Genomic DNA, 13,434 nt, shown 5'->3' with positions numbered 1-13,434 from the left:
TCAGGAGGTTCTGGTATGTATGATTTTCATGGTTCGCTGTCATCTCTTCCGCTCAATAAGCATATGAAAAGCCGTTCGATCAATGCGGAAAACAGAACGGGAGAAAAAGGAAGAGGAGGAATGGAAGCAGGCGTTTTAGGTCCTTCACGCAAGGGGAGTCCCTGTCTTCGCGATATACCCGCCGGAGCGGAGATTGTTCTTGGCGAGATGGAGGGTCCGGGTATGATCAATCATATCTGGGTAACGGTGGCGGACCGGACAACAGAAGCGGATTGCTTCGTCCTGCGTGATCTGGTATTGAAAATTTTCTGGGAGGATGAAGGCGATCCCTCGGTCGAAGCTCCTCTCGGAGATTTCTTCTGCTGTGGCTTTGGGCGTGAATGTGTGGTTAATTCTCTCCCGATGGTTGTTGTTCCCTCCAGAGGAATGAATTGCTATTTTCAGATGCCGTTTAAGAAAAAAGCACGGGTGATTCTGGAAAATCAGCATGTCAACCCGATTCCCGCGTTTTTCTATCAGATCGATTACAGTTTGAGAGATGATCTCCCTGAAGATATCAATTACTTTCATGCGCAGTGGAGAAGAGAAAGACTGACGAAAAAGGGCGTTGACTATACGATTATTGACGGAGTGAAAGGCAAAGGCCACTATGTTGGGACATATCTCGCTCTTACCACGCTGGAAAGGTATTGGTGGGGAGAGGGTGAACTTAAGTTCTATATTGATGGCGATGAACAGTACCCGACAATCTGCGGGACGGGGACGGAGGATTATTTCGGAGGGTCATGGAGCTTTGCCAAACAGGTGAACGGTGAAACCGTGGAACAGAATTATTGTACGCCATATCTCGGATATCCTTATTATTCCAGACAGGATGATGCCGTTCATAATTTATACCATAACAATGATACAATGCCGCAGCGCGGTTTTTACAGATGGCATATTCAGGACCCGATCTGCTTTGATGAAAACCTGAGAGTGACGATTCAGCAGATCGGAGTTGGATATCGAGGTCTCTTTGAACGACAGGACGATGTTGCCAGCGTGGCATACTGGTATCAGCTGCTTCCGCATGCAAAGTTTAAGGAGCTTCCGCCGTCAGAGGAGAGATGGCCCAGATAAAAAAGGAATATCGTGTGAAAAATCACGCGGATGCACAGGGATTTTTCACACGGCGATTTGAGCTTCGGCATGGAGGAACTGTATGAGGAAATGGTTTTTATGGATCATTCCGGTTCTGGTGGTCGGATGTTTGCAGACAGCCTGCGGGCTCGGCTCTGATACGGCCGAGCCCACTGCTGTTTGTGACAAAGACGCGGAAAATCGTTGCGATGAAACAATAACTCTCCTGAGTATGGATGCCTCAAGCCCTGCTTATCAGGAGTTTATCCGGGATGCGGAACAGATGTTAAATATAAAAATCAATGTGCGCGAGCCCAATGAAAACGCGGATAACAGGCATGCGGAAATTTCAACGATTCTTTCATCAGGCGACAGATCGGTAGATGTCATTACTGTTAATGATGAAATGATGAGTGAATTTAAGTCCAAAGGATATCTGGAACCGATTTCAGAAGAAACGGTTTCACCGGAAATACGGGGGCTGTATCCGCAGCAGTATTTGAAAGCCATACCGATGGAGGGAGATATTCTGTACTCCGTGCCATTCTATATGGATATAATGATGTTCTGGGTCAATCAGGAAATCCTTGATAAAACAGGAATCGAACATATCAATAACATCGATGAGTTTAAGCATTTGGCTGAAAAAACGCGGAGCGATGGAACATATGGATATGGCGGAGCATGGGAGAAGACCTACGTATATAATGAGATTTATCAATTTGTGAATATGTTTGGCGGAAACTATCTCGATTGGTCAGATGAACAGACAAGGGAAGCCGTCAAATTACTGCATGATATGGCGCGAAACCATGATACGCCCATAGACCAGCTGGTAGATCAATACGACCAGATGGAACAGAAATTTATTGAGGGCAAATATGCTTCAATATTTATGTACAGCGGAGCCATGAATTTTTTCGTACAGGATGGCAGGTATGAAGAAAATAAGATACATATTGTAAAACTGCCGGATTTTGGCGCAATGAAAACCAATATTGCAACATGGCAGTATATTATTAACAATGCATCCGATCATAAGGAAGCGGCTGAAAAGTTCCTGACATATTGCGCCAGCGCAGAGGGGTGTAAAGCATACAGCAACGCACTGCACAGATTGCCGGCCAGACTGGATATTCTTGATGAAGAGCTGCAGATTCCGGATTTGGATATCATGAGAGAATATGTTTCTGAATGTGAACTGGAAGCCCGGTATTTTACGGATGCTCCGATGAAGAGTATTTCGGAAATGGGTGAAAACTTTCAGGAATACATTATGAATGAAATTACACTGGATGAATTCTGTGAAAGAGCACAGAGTATAGTGGAAGAATAAGAACGGAGAATATCGTTCTCGTCACGCATCCATCCGTTTCTCACTTACCTGAAAAATGGCATAGATACACTCAAACATTGCTTTTACCAGAATCTGATAAAATTCTACAAAAGTGATGTCAGCCATTTCGTCAATGAAATAGAAAAATAGCTCGCCCAGCGTCCGCTCGTCCTGATTTTTACGTTGCGCCAATGCAATCATCATGTACCGTGCAAACACGATAGCTACATGTGCTGTCAGAGCATCGTAAGAAAGAGAATGGCATTCACCAATCAGGTTCAGGTATGATTTGCAGGTCTTGAAAAGACTTCAATCTGCCAGCGTTTGCCATATATCCGGATGATTTCTTCCGGACTGAGACTCATATCTGTGCAGATGAAGGTAACCCAATCTTTCTTGTTGCTTCTATTGCGAACGCAGACGATGCGGGCAGGAATCTTCTGTTCTTTTCCTACCATTACATCTACGGAGAGCAGATACTTACTACGACCCCTGCGTTTCTTGCAAGCGCTGAAAATCCTGATGAGTGACAGTTGTTTCCCTTCGAATTCGTACCGGATCCTGGAGCTTTTCTTGATCATGGCTATAGCATCCAGACTAAGATCTCTAACAGAAAGAATCTGAGCCGGAGAGGAGAACCAAGTGTCAAACAGCACATAGTCTGCCTTATGACCAGCTGACTGGGCTGTACGAATCAGCTCCAGCATGGCATCAGTGCCTTTTATCTGTGCACGCTTGCGTCGGCGTCCGGCAAGAGAACGGCCATCGTACTTCTTCTGAACACCGAGTATATTTTGCTCCTTTGAAGATGCAAGTAGCGTGCGGTTTACAGGGATCATGGTATTGCCATCCGTCCAACTTAGCGTCAGCAGGCGATAGCCTTTTGCGTAGCGCATGGAAGCGTGATCAAATACCCTCGATCCCAGTTCTGTCTTTTTGCAGCTGGTTCTTTCAAACAGGCTGTCATCAACGATGAAAGCATTCACTCTGTCTTCACTGGTAAGAGGTTCAAGGGTATCCACCACAGACTTCGACAGTAGTATTGTGAATTTCATCCAGTTGGTCTTAGAACTGTTCATGAAACGGTAGAACGTATTCTTGGAGAAAGATTCCTTGAAAGAACCTGTTTTCTGCTGCATATACATGCTTCGATTGGCGAAGACGTTGCAGAGCTTATATTTGAAAATCTGGAGAACCGGAACTCCCTTTTCTTTCTGCGCATTACATTTACGCAACAGATTTCCAATGTGAAAAGTGCTGAAAAAAGAAGAAATTGCATTATAAAGTTCCTGTCCGTCCTGGTCCTGTGGTAGAATTGAAGCTGGCATAGATCTGCTCCTTAGTTTATTTGTTTCTAGTCAATTCAATTACACCAAGGAACAGAGTTCTATGCCTTTTTTATTGCCTACATTTATTGAGGTTTCAAGGTTCAACACACCTTTTGGGTGTGGGAAGTTTTAGTGAATATCTGGTCCCCGGCCGGGACCGCGGAGGATAAGCTGCCGGTATTCATATGGGTGCACGGCGGAGGGGAATGGCTCGAGCGGCAATTATGCGCTGTTTGATATCGTCAAGGCCTGCCGCTGGGTTAAGAACAACATCGCGGCATTCGGCGGCGATCCGGACAACATAAGTACTCAGACCTGATCGAGCGCGGGGAATTCAATGATTTTGACGTCATGATCGGGAGCTGTGCGCAGGAGTTCCCTGTTGGGGATGAAGAGAAAGGGCTTCCGGTTGAAGAATACGAAGCCTATCTCCAGAGGAATTTTGCGGACAACATCAGCCGGATGAAGCAGTGGTATCCCGGGACGGCTCCGATGAAGGCGGCGAAGTCCGGCGCGACGATCGCCTCGGACATCATGCTTCTCGGCTCCATCAAGCTGGCGCAGAAATGCGTTCAGTACGGGCGCAGAGCATACGTATGGCTGATGAACAAGGAGAATGAGACAGAGCGCAGTCATCGTGCGGGCAGTCCGCACTGCGCGGAGAAGCCGTATGAAAAGGATGATGAGGTCTTCATTCTGGGAAATGATTCGCACATGTTCACCGAAGAGGATAAGGAGCGGATTGTGTATCTCTATTTAAGAAGAGAGCGGAAAGCCGCGAGCCGAAGCCGATGCGGCTGGGACAGCTGATGGAGCTCTGATTTCAGCGTACAAAATTGAAAGAGCAGGTTCGTTTTTTTAAGGAAGAAAGCATAGCCGTTTTTTATACTCTTGATATCAACGGAAGTGCCGCGGGGCAGGGGCGCGGCGTCGCGCGCCTCGCACCAATGTGCTTCGGCAAGGAGGAAAATATGAATTTTGAAAAGCTGACGATGTATCTGGACGGCCTGAAAGAATCCTATGGCGTACCGGGATCGGATATTATTGTGACTAAGGACCATGAGACGGTTTACCGGCATCAGACCGGGTTCTGCGACTATGAGGAAAAAATCCCTACGAGGGAGGACAATCTGTACCGTCTGTTCTCTGCGACAAAGGTGATCACCATGACGGCGGTCATGCAGCTGATCGAGCAGGGGAAACTTGGCCTCTATGATGAGCTGCAGAAATTTATTCCGGAATTCGGATGCTTGTATGTCGCCGATGAGTATACCTTTTCGTTTCCGATCCACTGGCCGGAGCGCAGCGATCCGTGTCATCTTGCGCACAATTCCATCCGGATCATTGATTTGATGAGCATGACGGCCGGACTGAACTACAATACGACGGCGCCGGAGCTGCTGCGCGTCAAGGAAGAGAGCGGCAATCAGGCGTCTACGCAGGAGGTCGTCCGGGCAATGGCCGGAATGCCTCTTTTGTATGAACCGAGAACGCGCTGGGCTTACAGCCTTGCACATGATGTTCTGGCGGCCGTCGTGGAGATCGTCTCCGGTCAGAAATTCAGCGAATATCTTGACGAACATATTTTCCGCCTTCTCGGAGTTTCGGATCTCCACTTCGGTCTGGATGCGGAGCAGCAAAAAAGACTTGCCGCCCTTTATATGGGGAAATTCGGAACAAAGGATATCGTCCGCGACGACGGGGAAATGTCGGACAGCTTTAAGATTACGGAGAATTACGAGAGCGGCGGAGCCGGCCTGATTGCCGGCATCGCGGATTACAGCACGGTGATAGATGCTCTGGCAAACGGCGGTGTAGGACGGAACGGCGCAAGAATCTTGTCTGAGAAGTCGATCCGCCTGTTTATGACGAATTATACGACCGGACAGATGCAGAAAGACTTTGAGGAGTCCGGGAAAGACAGTTACGGCTATGGCCTCGGCGTCCGTGTGCTGATTGACGGCAGCAGGTCGAAATCTCCGCTCGGGGAGTTCGGCTGGGACGGAGCGGCCGGGGCGTATGTGGTGATCGATCCGATCCATCACGTCAGTATCTTCTATGTGCAGCATATTATGGGCTTCCCGGTGGTCTATTCGGAAATTCATCCCGCCATCCGCGACCTGGTATATGAGGCGCTGCAGCAGTAGTGCGCGGAAGCTTCTGTTTCAAAGGGGGCAGTGAAAAATGCAGTATACGGCAAAAAGGATGACGACTACTTTTTTGGATTCACTGCCCTTTGGAACCGATGAGTTTGTCGCAGGAGAACTGACGAAGAGCCGCAGGGAACGCCGGAAGCTGCCCGAGGGATGCAGAGAGCTTGTCCTTGTCAGAGATGTGATGAGGATCGCGTGGCCCTCCATGGTGGAGCTGCTTCTGGCGAGCCCTGTCGACATGGCGGCGTCATCCACGTCGCTGGTAGGGCAGAGCCTCGGGAAGAAAAGGCCGGATATGGCGGAGCATTATTCCGCCCGCTGCGTGCGAATCGGCATCGCCGTTTCTGTCAGTCTGGGCCTGCTCCAGCCGGTGCAGACGTCGCAGTTCATCCTCTCGGGGAGCCTCCGTGGTGCAGGCGACACAAAGACAACGGCGGTGATTACGATGATCGGAATTCTGCTTCTTCGTCCGGTGATCGCGCAGGCGTCGATTTACTGGCTGGGAATGGGACTGATCGGGGGCTTGGCTCGCCATTGCTTCAGACCAGCTTGTCAGAACGGCCCTTGTCTCCGTCGTCTACGGGCGGGGACGCTGGAAAGCCATCCGCTTTAAAATTTAGGTGTCCGAGAGCAACCAGCGGAGAAGCGCTTCCCGGTGTTCAAGAAACATTTTCGTCACCATATAGCTATCGGTATCCTCATAGCGGCACGGATGGACGGGGCCGTCGTCAAAGGTCAGGATTTCCGCTTCCGGGATTCCCAGCAGAATCGGCGAATGTGACACGATGAAAAACTGCGAGCCCTGCTTCGCCCAGCGGACAATTTCCGCAAGAAGAGTAAGCTGTCTCTGCGGAGACAGTGCGGCCTCCGGCTCGTCGAGCAGATAGAGGCTGTCTGCCTGAAAATTGTGCTGGACAATGGACAGAAAGCTCTCGCCGTGGGACTGCTCGTGCAGCCGCTCCGGCCGGCCGCCGTACCGGGAGTATTCTTCTTCCGCCGAGGCGACATTATAAAAGCTCTCCGCCCGGAGAAAATACCCCCATTTCGGTTTGCGATATCCCTTGAAAAACGTGACGGCTTCATGAAAATCCGAGTAGTCGTCGTAGGTGGAAAAGGAATAATTGCGGGTGCCGCCCTCCGGATTAAAGCCGCAGCGGATGGCAAGCGCTTCAAGGAGTGTGGACTTGCCGCTGCCGTTTTCACCGACAAAGAACGTGACCGGGTGATGAAATTCGATCTGATCGACATGTTCAAAGGCAGGAATGCCGCGGACATAGCTCTCTTCCGGGAGCTGATCCCAGTGAATCTGTACGGATCGGACAAACTGTGTGTTCATCAGGAAATACACTTTCTTCAAATCGGGAGCTCATGAAACAAGGCATTTGTGAGTATAATCTATTATACTCGGGAGAGCGGGGAATGAAGCGCAATTCATTGAAAGATGAAAAATTGACTGGCGGCAGGAATCGCTGCGTTGTCACAGGGATGAGGGATGGCGGCACATGAAAAAGATCAATTATACACTGCTGACAGTGGGAGTCATCGCGGCAATTCCTATAAGCTGTTATGTCTTCCGCTATGCTGCGGCAAGGATCAATGATGCTTCTGTTTGCCGTGGCCGCGTTGTGGCATCGGAAGCGGGTGGAATCCAGATTCAGACAAGGTATTATAATCTGAATTGTCCGTTTGAGTGGGAAGACAAAGTATCTGTCGAAGTGCAGCCGATGCATGAAGAATATGGTGGAAAAGATTCTTCGTGGGAAGATGATGCAAATAATATAGATCCTGACAATTATTCCTTAACGATTTTGTATGAGTCGGACAATAAAAGGGCGGTCGTGGGAGAGCTTCAGATGTACGGCTATCTTCAGGACTGTCAGGATTTGTACAACTGGGATTATGCAGGGTATCTGGCGATACAGCCTTATGATCACCGGGGGTATACTACCCGGCTGATTATTCAGTATCCGGTAATTGACCGGCAGCTTTTGTATGATGATGTATATTTATCAATGAGGTCGGAGCTTCCGCATATTGTTGAAAATTTAGAACCGCGAAAGTCGTTTCTTCTCAAGAAAGACCAATATACTTTTGTCGATTGGTATAAAAATCAGAATCCCGGAGATCACGGACAGACGTGGGAGGAGTACTATGAAGAGGAAAGGCGGCGCTATGAAGAACAGGAGCAGCGGAGGATGGAAAATAATCAGAACGCACTTCCGGGCTTGCAAGATTCCGGGGGAAATAGTTCCGGATATGGCAGCTATTATTCCCATGGGAGTTCCGGCTATAATCCGGATCCATATGATGTATATGAGTATGATGATCCGGAAGATTTTGCCGATGACTGGGCCGACGAATTCAGCGATGGCGGCAATGATGAGGATGAAGCATGGGATGAAGCCTACGGCTACTGGGAGGATAATAACTGAAAGACATCCGGGGATGCGGAGGCGAGAATCATGATTGCGATACAGTTTGAGAAAGAGCGGCGCAGAGCAGCGGCCTATGACGGAAGCCGTCTCGTGGGCGAGTGCGAGATTGCCGCCGGAAAGACATTCTGGGTGATTACGCACACAGAGGTGAATCAGGAATACGGCGGTCAGGGAATTGCCGGAGAGCTGGTGGACTGTGTAGTTCAGGAGGCGAAAACGGAGGGCATGAGGATAAAGCCGTTTTGCTCATATGCGGCGCATTTAGTTGAAAAGAATCCGGCGTATGCGGAAATAGAGGACAAGACGGTGATTACCGTATACGGCATGTCGACATGCCCGGACTGCGCGTATGTCGCGAAGCAGATAAGGGGCAGAGACGATTTCCGGATGGTGGATATCGGCGGACACGTAAAGGATCTGAAAGCATTTCTGCGGCTCCGGGATGCGGAACCGGCCTTTGCGGGTGCGAAAGAGAACGCCTGTGTCGGGATCCCGTGCTTCGTGCTGGAGGATGGAACCGTCACGCTTTCGCCGGAGGATGTCGGGCTGAGAGCCGGACGGCCGGAAGCGGCGGCATGCCGTCTGGACGGCACAGGATGCTGAAAAATGTTGTTTATGGAGGATAGTGTGAAAGAAAGTAGAGGGTATTCATAAAAAGGGTAACGTTAAAAAACCACCAAAGGATGGGCTGTACAGGGATAGATATAAAGAGCGTCAGGAGGCGACTCCGATTTCTTCGGCAATAATACCCTCCGCCCTCAGCAGCTTTAAGGCCTGCTTTGCGGAGGAGAACTGTGTCATATCGGCCCCGATCTCCGCGATGATGCGTATGGCAGAATCCCGTTGAACCCCCGGGATGGTAGCAAGGAGGCTGACAGTTGACGCAGCAGCCATGCCATGGTGTTGCGCCTGTGTTTTATGCCGCGGGCAGAGGAGATTTATCTGTTTTCCGAAACAGAAGAAAATCCACATGTGTCAGAGGATTTCCTGCATATGCGGCTGCGGCTTCCTCAGCGCTCAGCAATGAATCATTTTTCAAAATATTGACCAGCGACACATGCGCAGCGCAGCCCGCAAAAGAAAAAAATCCGCCGCTGACGGTCATATTCCTGATAGAGCAGATCAAATACGGAATAGACGGTGCTTTCTATTATTTCACAGTTGTTGTACTCGATATAGCGAGCGAGGTCGCCATAGTTGGTTCGATCGTTCCGGGGGGTCTGTGAGGTGATCACCGTCAGCGACCGAACGGCCCGGGATACTGCCACGTTCAGCATCCGGGGATCATCCACGAATTCTGTGATTACATTGTCAACAGAAGTCAGAATGATGGCACCTTTCTCCCGACCCTGAAACTTATGAACGGTTGCCGTTTCCAGATTCCGGCTCAGCTGTGCCTGAAGAACTGCCACCTGATCCTTGTATGGCGTGATGATGCCGATGCTCTTATACTCCTGCTTCATCAGTCTGGGGAAAACCTCCTGACGGATTACGTCGATTTGCCGCTGATTCGTGTGTCCCCGCGCATGGTTTCCGGGGGGCGTCCGATACATGGTCAGGACATCCGGTTCACCGTGATCCTCGGTCATGACGATCGGTTTTCCGTCATAGAATTTCTGGTTACAGAAATTGATTATTTTGGGATGACAGCGATAGTGCTCCCGCAGCAGCACGGAGGGAATGTCCGGCCATGCTGCCGCCGCGGAGGAGAGCAGATTATGGGCAGAAAAATGATAGGCCTTCGGCAGGGAATACCGGGCCCGGATATCTTCGCTGTCCCGCAGACTTTTACTGTCCAGTACATTGGGAAGCTGCTGAAGATCTCCGACAATAACGACATTTCGTGCGCAGGAAAAGGCCAGTACGCCGGTGGCAAGGTCTGCCTGTGAAGCCTCGTCTACGATGAGATAGTCGTAGACGTGCGCCGGATTCAAGGTGCTTTTGACAGAGTAGGTTGTACTCAATACCACCGGGTATTCTTGATTGAAATCTCCCGAATTTTTCTGCAAATCCTGTTGGCTGAAGTGTCGGTGCGGACGCCGCCAGTCGAATGCTTCGCTCAGCTCAGCGTGGAACAGTCGCAGAGATTTTTCCGCCGGCTCCGTCATCTTTTCCGCGAAAGAGAACCCCTCCAGTTTTTTCTCCAGCTGTACTCTCTCTTCTGTCAATTCCTGCCGGTGCAGCACATAAAACTGTTGTTGAAGATACGGAATTACCAATTCCGGCTCATGGAGGAACATTCTCAGAGCGCTGTGATTGAAGCGGAACAGGATGAAAATTTTCTGAATCAGGCCCAATTTGTTCCCCCGTCGGGCATGCTCCTCATATTCCAGCCAGGGGGTCCAGCAAGAGGGACAGGAGTTTCCGGGAGGAGATTGCTGAGTTCTTCGGAGAGCGCGGCAACCTCCTGATTCAGCAGATTTTTTCTTCTTGCGGCAGGGCCCACGCGTCCATATCGGGATATTTTCCGGACTGATTATTCAGAAAGCGTTCTTTATTCCCGCGGGCAATGAGCCAAGCGGACATGCTTGCATGTCCATTTGGCGAATTCCGCGAGGGCGGGATACCCCGCCCCCTTGGGGCGTACAAATCCAGAAACAAGCTAGATCATGCCCCGCAGCAAGCTGCGGGGTATTTGACTTGCGTGACTGCCTAAAAAGGCTGTGAGGAAAGAGACGCCTTTCTTCTCTAATTTTTCTGCTACGTTCAGAGTGGCGGAGTTGTTGTTTGAAACCACGGCTGCCGTCTGCCTGAAGTAGTCAAAGGCAGCGCGTCTCTTTTCGTTCAGGAGACAATTCTTTTGGAATATTACAGAGGATTTCGGATATACGGGAGATGTTTTTCCGGCGCGGAGAAAGCGGTAAAAAGGACCGAAATCCAGAATATCTTCCGTCTGCGGAATGAAGTTTCCTTATGCGGTAATGATGAAGTCCGACGGATGGATTCGTCTTTGTATCTCCATATACTGTATCTTTGGGCTGTAATCGGTTTTATCTTCTCCGTTGATCAGAAGCAGATATTTTTCAATATCCATCGCGGTCCTCCATCGGGTTTCTTGTTATAAATTATTTTAACACTGAAAATAATTAGGAAAACAGAGTCTCTCATGTTAATGTGTGTAGTATAAGTATCATTCATCAGATACCTGTTCTTAATGAGGGGGGACACAGCCTTGAAACTGACCTTGAAAGGAATTTCGGACAGGGCGGCATTTGAGAGAGCGGGAATTGCTCTTCCGTCCTATGATGCGGCGGCGGTTCGGCAGGCGACTGCGGAAAGACCGCGCTGGGTTCATATCGGCGTCGGCAATATTTTCCGCATTTTCATCGGGAGCATTGCCGACAGGCTGCTGACCGGGGGGCTGATGCAGGAGGGAGTGACCTGCGTTGAACCCTATGATTATGAAGTGATTGACAAGATTTACCGCCCCTTTGATAACCTGATGCTCAGTGTGATCCTGCATCAGGACGGGACAAAAACAAAGCGGGTTCTGGCGCCGTTTGGCGAGGCTATTGCCGCGAAAGCGGGGACTCCGCAGTGGAGCCGCCTGAAAGAGGTGTTCTGCGCGCCCGGTCTCCAGTTGGTGTCTTTTACCATCACGGAAAAGGGCTATGCGCTGACGGGACATGACGGCCGGTATCTGAAATGGATTGAAGAGGATATCCGGAGCGGCCCGGAGGCGGCGAGGAGCGCGATGGCGGTCGTCGCGGCCATGCTCCATCAGAGATATCGGGCGGGAGGATATCCGCTTGCGCTGGTCTCGATGGATAACTGCTCCCATAACGGAGAAAAGCTCCGGGAATCCGTTCTAACGATCTGCCGGGAATGGAATAAACGGGGCTTTGTGGAAGACGGTTTTCTCGAATATGTGCAGAATGATCGGAACATTTCCTTTCCGTGGACAATGATCGATAAGATAACGCCGCGGCCGGGGCAGAGTGTGGCGGATGAACTTTCGGCCGACGGCGTGGAGGATATGCAGCCGATTGTCACGGACAAAAAGACATTTATTGCACCCTTTGGCAATGCGGAAGAGGCGCAGTATCTTGTTATTGAGGATCACTTCCCGAACGGCCGCCCCGCGCTGGAAAAAGCCGGCGTTTACATGACTTCCCGCGAGACGGTCGACAAGGCGGAGAAAATGAAAGTCAATACCTGCCTGAATCCGATTCACACGGCGCTCTGTACGTATGACTGCATGCTCGGGCATACCTTTTTCGCTGACGGAATGAACGATCCGGAGCTGGCCCGTCTTGCAAGTCGGATCGGCTATGCGGAGGGCCTCGCGGTCGTGACGGACCCGGGCATACTAAATCCGAAAGACTTTTTAGATGAAGTGGTTCATGTCCGACTGTCCAATCCTTTTCTCGGAGATACCTCGCAGCGCATCGCCGTGGATATTTCCCAGATGATGGGAATCCGCTTCGGCGAAACCATTAAATCCTATCTGCAAAAGGACGGGACGGCAGCGGCGCTCGTCGGGGTTCCTCTGGCCATTGCCGGCTGGCTGCGGTATCTGCTGGCGGTGGATGACGACGGGAAGCCGTTTGCTCCGGCGCCGGACCCGCTGCTTCCCGAGCTGCAAAGGCAGCTTGCCGGCATAGAGCTCGGGAGGCCGGAGAGCGCTGCGGATCAGCTCCGGCCGATTCTTTCCAATGTCAATATATTCGGTGTCGATCTGTACAATGCCGGCCTCGGGGAGAAAATTGAAGCGATGTTCCGCGAAGAAATCGCCGGCCCCGGGGCGGTGCGCGCAACTCTCAGAAAATATCTGGGAGACCTGTGAGCGATATTGTCCATAACAACGAGCGGATATGAGAGGGCTTTCCATTCTGTTTCAGAAACACATCCTCAGGGGGAAATGTTCACATCCGGATTTTCAAATCTGCAGTCCAAGGAGAGCAGAACGATGACGTCTGTTTTGGGGCTGGGGAGCTGGAGTATGATATAGAAGCACCAGTTCTTCTGTCCCCTATCGAGGACGCGGAAATAGCTGGTCTGCCTCCCGCGTCTCGATGCCTTCACAGAGCACCTGCACGCCGAGCGTTTTTTCTATCGAG

13 protein-coding genes and 2 pseudogenes are annotated in these 13,434 nt (G+C 50.5%); 9 read left to right on the top strand and 6 right to left on the bottom strand.

Translation table 11 applies throughout. The features are described from left to right. Positions 1 to 15: 15 nt before the first annotated feature. Together E0E20_RS06020 and E0E20_RS06015 are read left to right on the top strand one after the other, a co-directional pair. Complete coding sequence (locus E0E20_RS06020; RefSeq protein ID WP_130837311.1) at positions 16 to 1,122, top strand: glycoside hydrolase family 172 protein; 1,107 nt, start codon at positions 16 to 18, stop codon at positions 1,120 to 1,122. Positions 1,123 to 1,204: 82 nt separating this feature from the next. Then, a complete protein-coding gene (locus tag E0E20_RS06015) occupies positions 1,205 to 2,458 on the top strand; it encodes an ABC transporter substrate-binding protein (RefSeq protein ID WP_130837310.1) in 1,254 nt (417 codons plus the stop codon). Between the two features lie 30 nt (positions 2,459 to 2,488). On the opposite strand, the pseudogene E0E20_RS06005 reads toward E0E20_RS06015, so the two are convergent. Further along, positions 2,489 to 3,786: pseudogene (locus tag E0E20_RS06005) on the bottom strand (IS4 family transposase); the annotation flags it as partial. A gap of 136 nt (positions 3,787 to 3,922) precedes the next feature. On the opposite strand from E0E20_RS06005, the gene E0E20_RS14570 reads away from it, so the two are divergent. From E0E20_RS14570 to E0E20_RS05985, 4 genes are all read left to right on the top strand, one after another. Beyond that, entirely contained in the window at positions 3,923 to 4,105 is a 183-nt protein-coding gene (locus E0E20_RS14570; RefSeq protein ID WP_130837461.1) for a carboxylesterase family protein, read from the top strand. A 32-nt stretch (positions 4,106 to 4,137) separates the two neighbouring features. Continuing rightward, a complete protein-coding gene (locus E0E20_RS05995; protein WP_130837307.1) occupies positions 4,138 to 4,596 on the top strand; it encodes a hypothetical protein in 459 nt (152 codons plus the stop codon). Positions 4,597 to 4,757: 161 nt separating this feature from the next. Further along, the gene (locus tag E0E20_RS05990) at positions 4,758 to 5,933 is read left to right on the top strand and encodes a serine hydrolase domain-containing protein (RefSeq protein ID WP_130837306.1); all 1,176 of its coding nucleotides are present in this window, start codon (positions 4,758 to 4,760) and stop codon (positions 5,931 to 5,933) included. Between the two features lie 37 nt (positions 5,934 to 5,970). Further along, a complete protein-coding gene (locus E0E20_RS05985; RefSeq protein ID WP_130837305.1) occupies positions 5,971 to 6,552 on the top strand; it encodes a hypothetical protein in 582 nt (193 codons plus the stop codon). A 3-nt stretch (positions 6,553 to 6,555) separates the two neighbouring features. On the opposite strand, the gene E0E20_RS05980 is transcribed toward E0E20_RS05985, so the two are convergent. Next, a complete protein-coding gene (locus E0E20_RS05980) occupies positions 6,556 to 7,275 on the bottom strand; it encodes an AAA family ATPase (protein WP_130837460.1) in 720 nt (239 codons plus the stop codon). Between the two features lie 166 nt (positions 7,276 to 7,441). Between E0E20_RS05980 and E0E20_RS05975 the strand changes: the two genes are divergently transcribed. Further along, on the top strand, positions 7,442 to 8,371 hold the full coding sequence (locus E0E20_RS05975; RefSeq protein WP_130837304.1) for a hypothetical protein: 930 nt from the start codon (positions 7,442 to 7,444) through the stop codon (positions 8,369 to 8,371). A 30-nt stretch (positions 8,372 to 8,401) separates the two neighbouring features. After that, positions 8,402 to 8,977 (top strand): N-acetyltransferase, encoded by a 576-nt coding sequence (locus tag E0E20_RS05970; RefSeq protein WP_130837303.1) that lies wholly within the window; start codon positions 8,402 to 8,404, stop codon positions 8,975 to 8,977. A gap of 111 nt (positions 8,978 to 9,088) precedes the next feature. Here the strand turns inward: E0E20_RS05970 and E0E20_RS14150 are convergent. The 3 genes and pseudogenes from E0E20_RS14150 to E0E20_RS14330 form a co-directional block, all read right to left on the bottom strand. Further along, positions 9,089 to 9,241: pseudogene (locus E0E20_RS14150) on the bottom strand (transposase); the annotation flags it as partial. 161 nt (positions 9,242 to 9,402) lie between these two features. Then, on the bottom strand, positions 9,403 to 10,671 hold the full coding sequence (locus tag E0E20_RS05960; protein ID WP_242622678.1) for a DEAD/DEAH box helicase: 1,269 nt from the start codon (positions 10,669 to 10,671) through the stop codon (positions 9,403 to 9,405). Between the two features lie 614 nt (positions 10,672 to 11,285). Then, entirely contained in the window at positions 11,286 to 11,408 is a 123-nt protein-coding gene (locus E0E20_RS14330; RefSeq protein WP_278045057.1) for a hypothetical protein, read from the bottom strand. A gap of 138 nt (positions 11,409 to 11,546) precedes the next feature. Here E0E20_RS14330 and E0E20_RS05955 point away from each other — a divergent pair, with 138 nt between their 5' ends. Then, positions 11,547 to 13,160 (top strand): mannitol dehydrogenase family protein, encoded by a 1,614-nt coding sequence (locus E0E20_RS05955; RefSeq protein WP_130837302.1) that lies wholly within the window; start codon positions 11,547 to 11,549, stop codon positions 13,158 to 13,160. A 65-nt stretch (positions 13,161 to 13,225) separates the two neighbouring features. Here E0E20_RS05955 and E0E20_RS13885 read toward each other — a convergent pair whose 3' ends face one another. Next, the gene (locus E0E20_RS13885; RefSeq protein ID WP_165444005.1) at positions 13,226 to 13,399 is read right to left on the bottom strand and encodes a hypothetical protein; all 174 of its coding nucleotides are present in this window, start codon (positions 13,397 to 13,399) and stop codon (positions 13,226 to 13,228) included. Positions 13,400 to 13,434 lie beyond the last annotated feature (35 nt).

Source organism: Lachnoclostridium sp. Marseille-P6806 (genome assembly GCF_900625025.1).
In the GTDB taxonomy this organism is placed as follows: Bacteria; Bacillota; Clostridia; order Lachnospirales; family Lachnospiraceae; genus CAG-791.
This window is presented reverse-complemented; position numbering and strand designations above follow the sequence as displayed.

Bases quoted from the DNA above. Each gene is read 5' to 3' on its own strand.
- E0E20_RS05980 (WP_130837460.1), bottom strand. From the start codon at position 7,275: ATGAACACACAGTTTGTCCGATCCGTACAGATTCACTGGGATCAGCTC.
- E0E20_RS05985 (WP_130837305.1), top strand. From the start codon at position 5,971: ATGCAGTATACGGCAAAAAGGATGACGACTACTTTTTTGGATTCACTG.
- E0E20_RS05990 (WP_130837306.1), top strand. From the start codon at position 4,758: ATGAATTTTGAAAAGCTGACGATGTATCTGGACGGCCTGAAAGAATCC.
- E0E20_RS06020 (WP_130837311.1), top strand. From the start codon at position 16: ATGTATGATTTTCATGGTTCGCTGTCATCTCTTCCGCTCAATAAGCAT.
- E0E20_RS05970 (WP_130837303.1), top strand. From the start codon at position 8,402: ATGATTGCGATACAGTTTGAGAAAGAGCGGCGCAGAGCAGCGGCCTAT.
- E0E20_RS14330 (WP_278045057.1), bottom strand. From the start codon at position 11,408: ATGGATATTGAAAAATATCTGCTTCTGATCAACGGAGAAGATAAAACC.
- E0E20_RS06015 (WP_130837310.1), top strand. From the start codon at position 1,205: ATGAGGAAATGGTTTTTATGGATCATTCCGGTTCTGGTGGTCGGATGT.
- E0E20_RS05995 (WP_130837307.1), top strand. From the start codon at position 4,138: ATGATCGGGAGCTGTGCGCAGGAGTTCCCTGTTGGGGATGAAGAGAAA.
- E0E20_RS05975 (WP_130837304.1), top strand. From the start codon at position 7,442: ATGAAAAAGATCAATTATACACTGCTGACAGTGGGAGTCATCGCGGCA.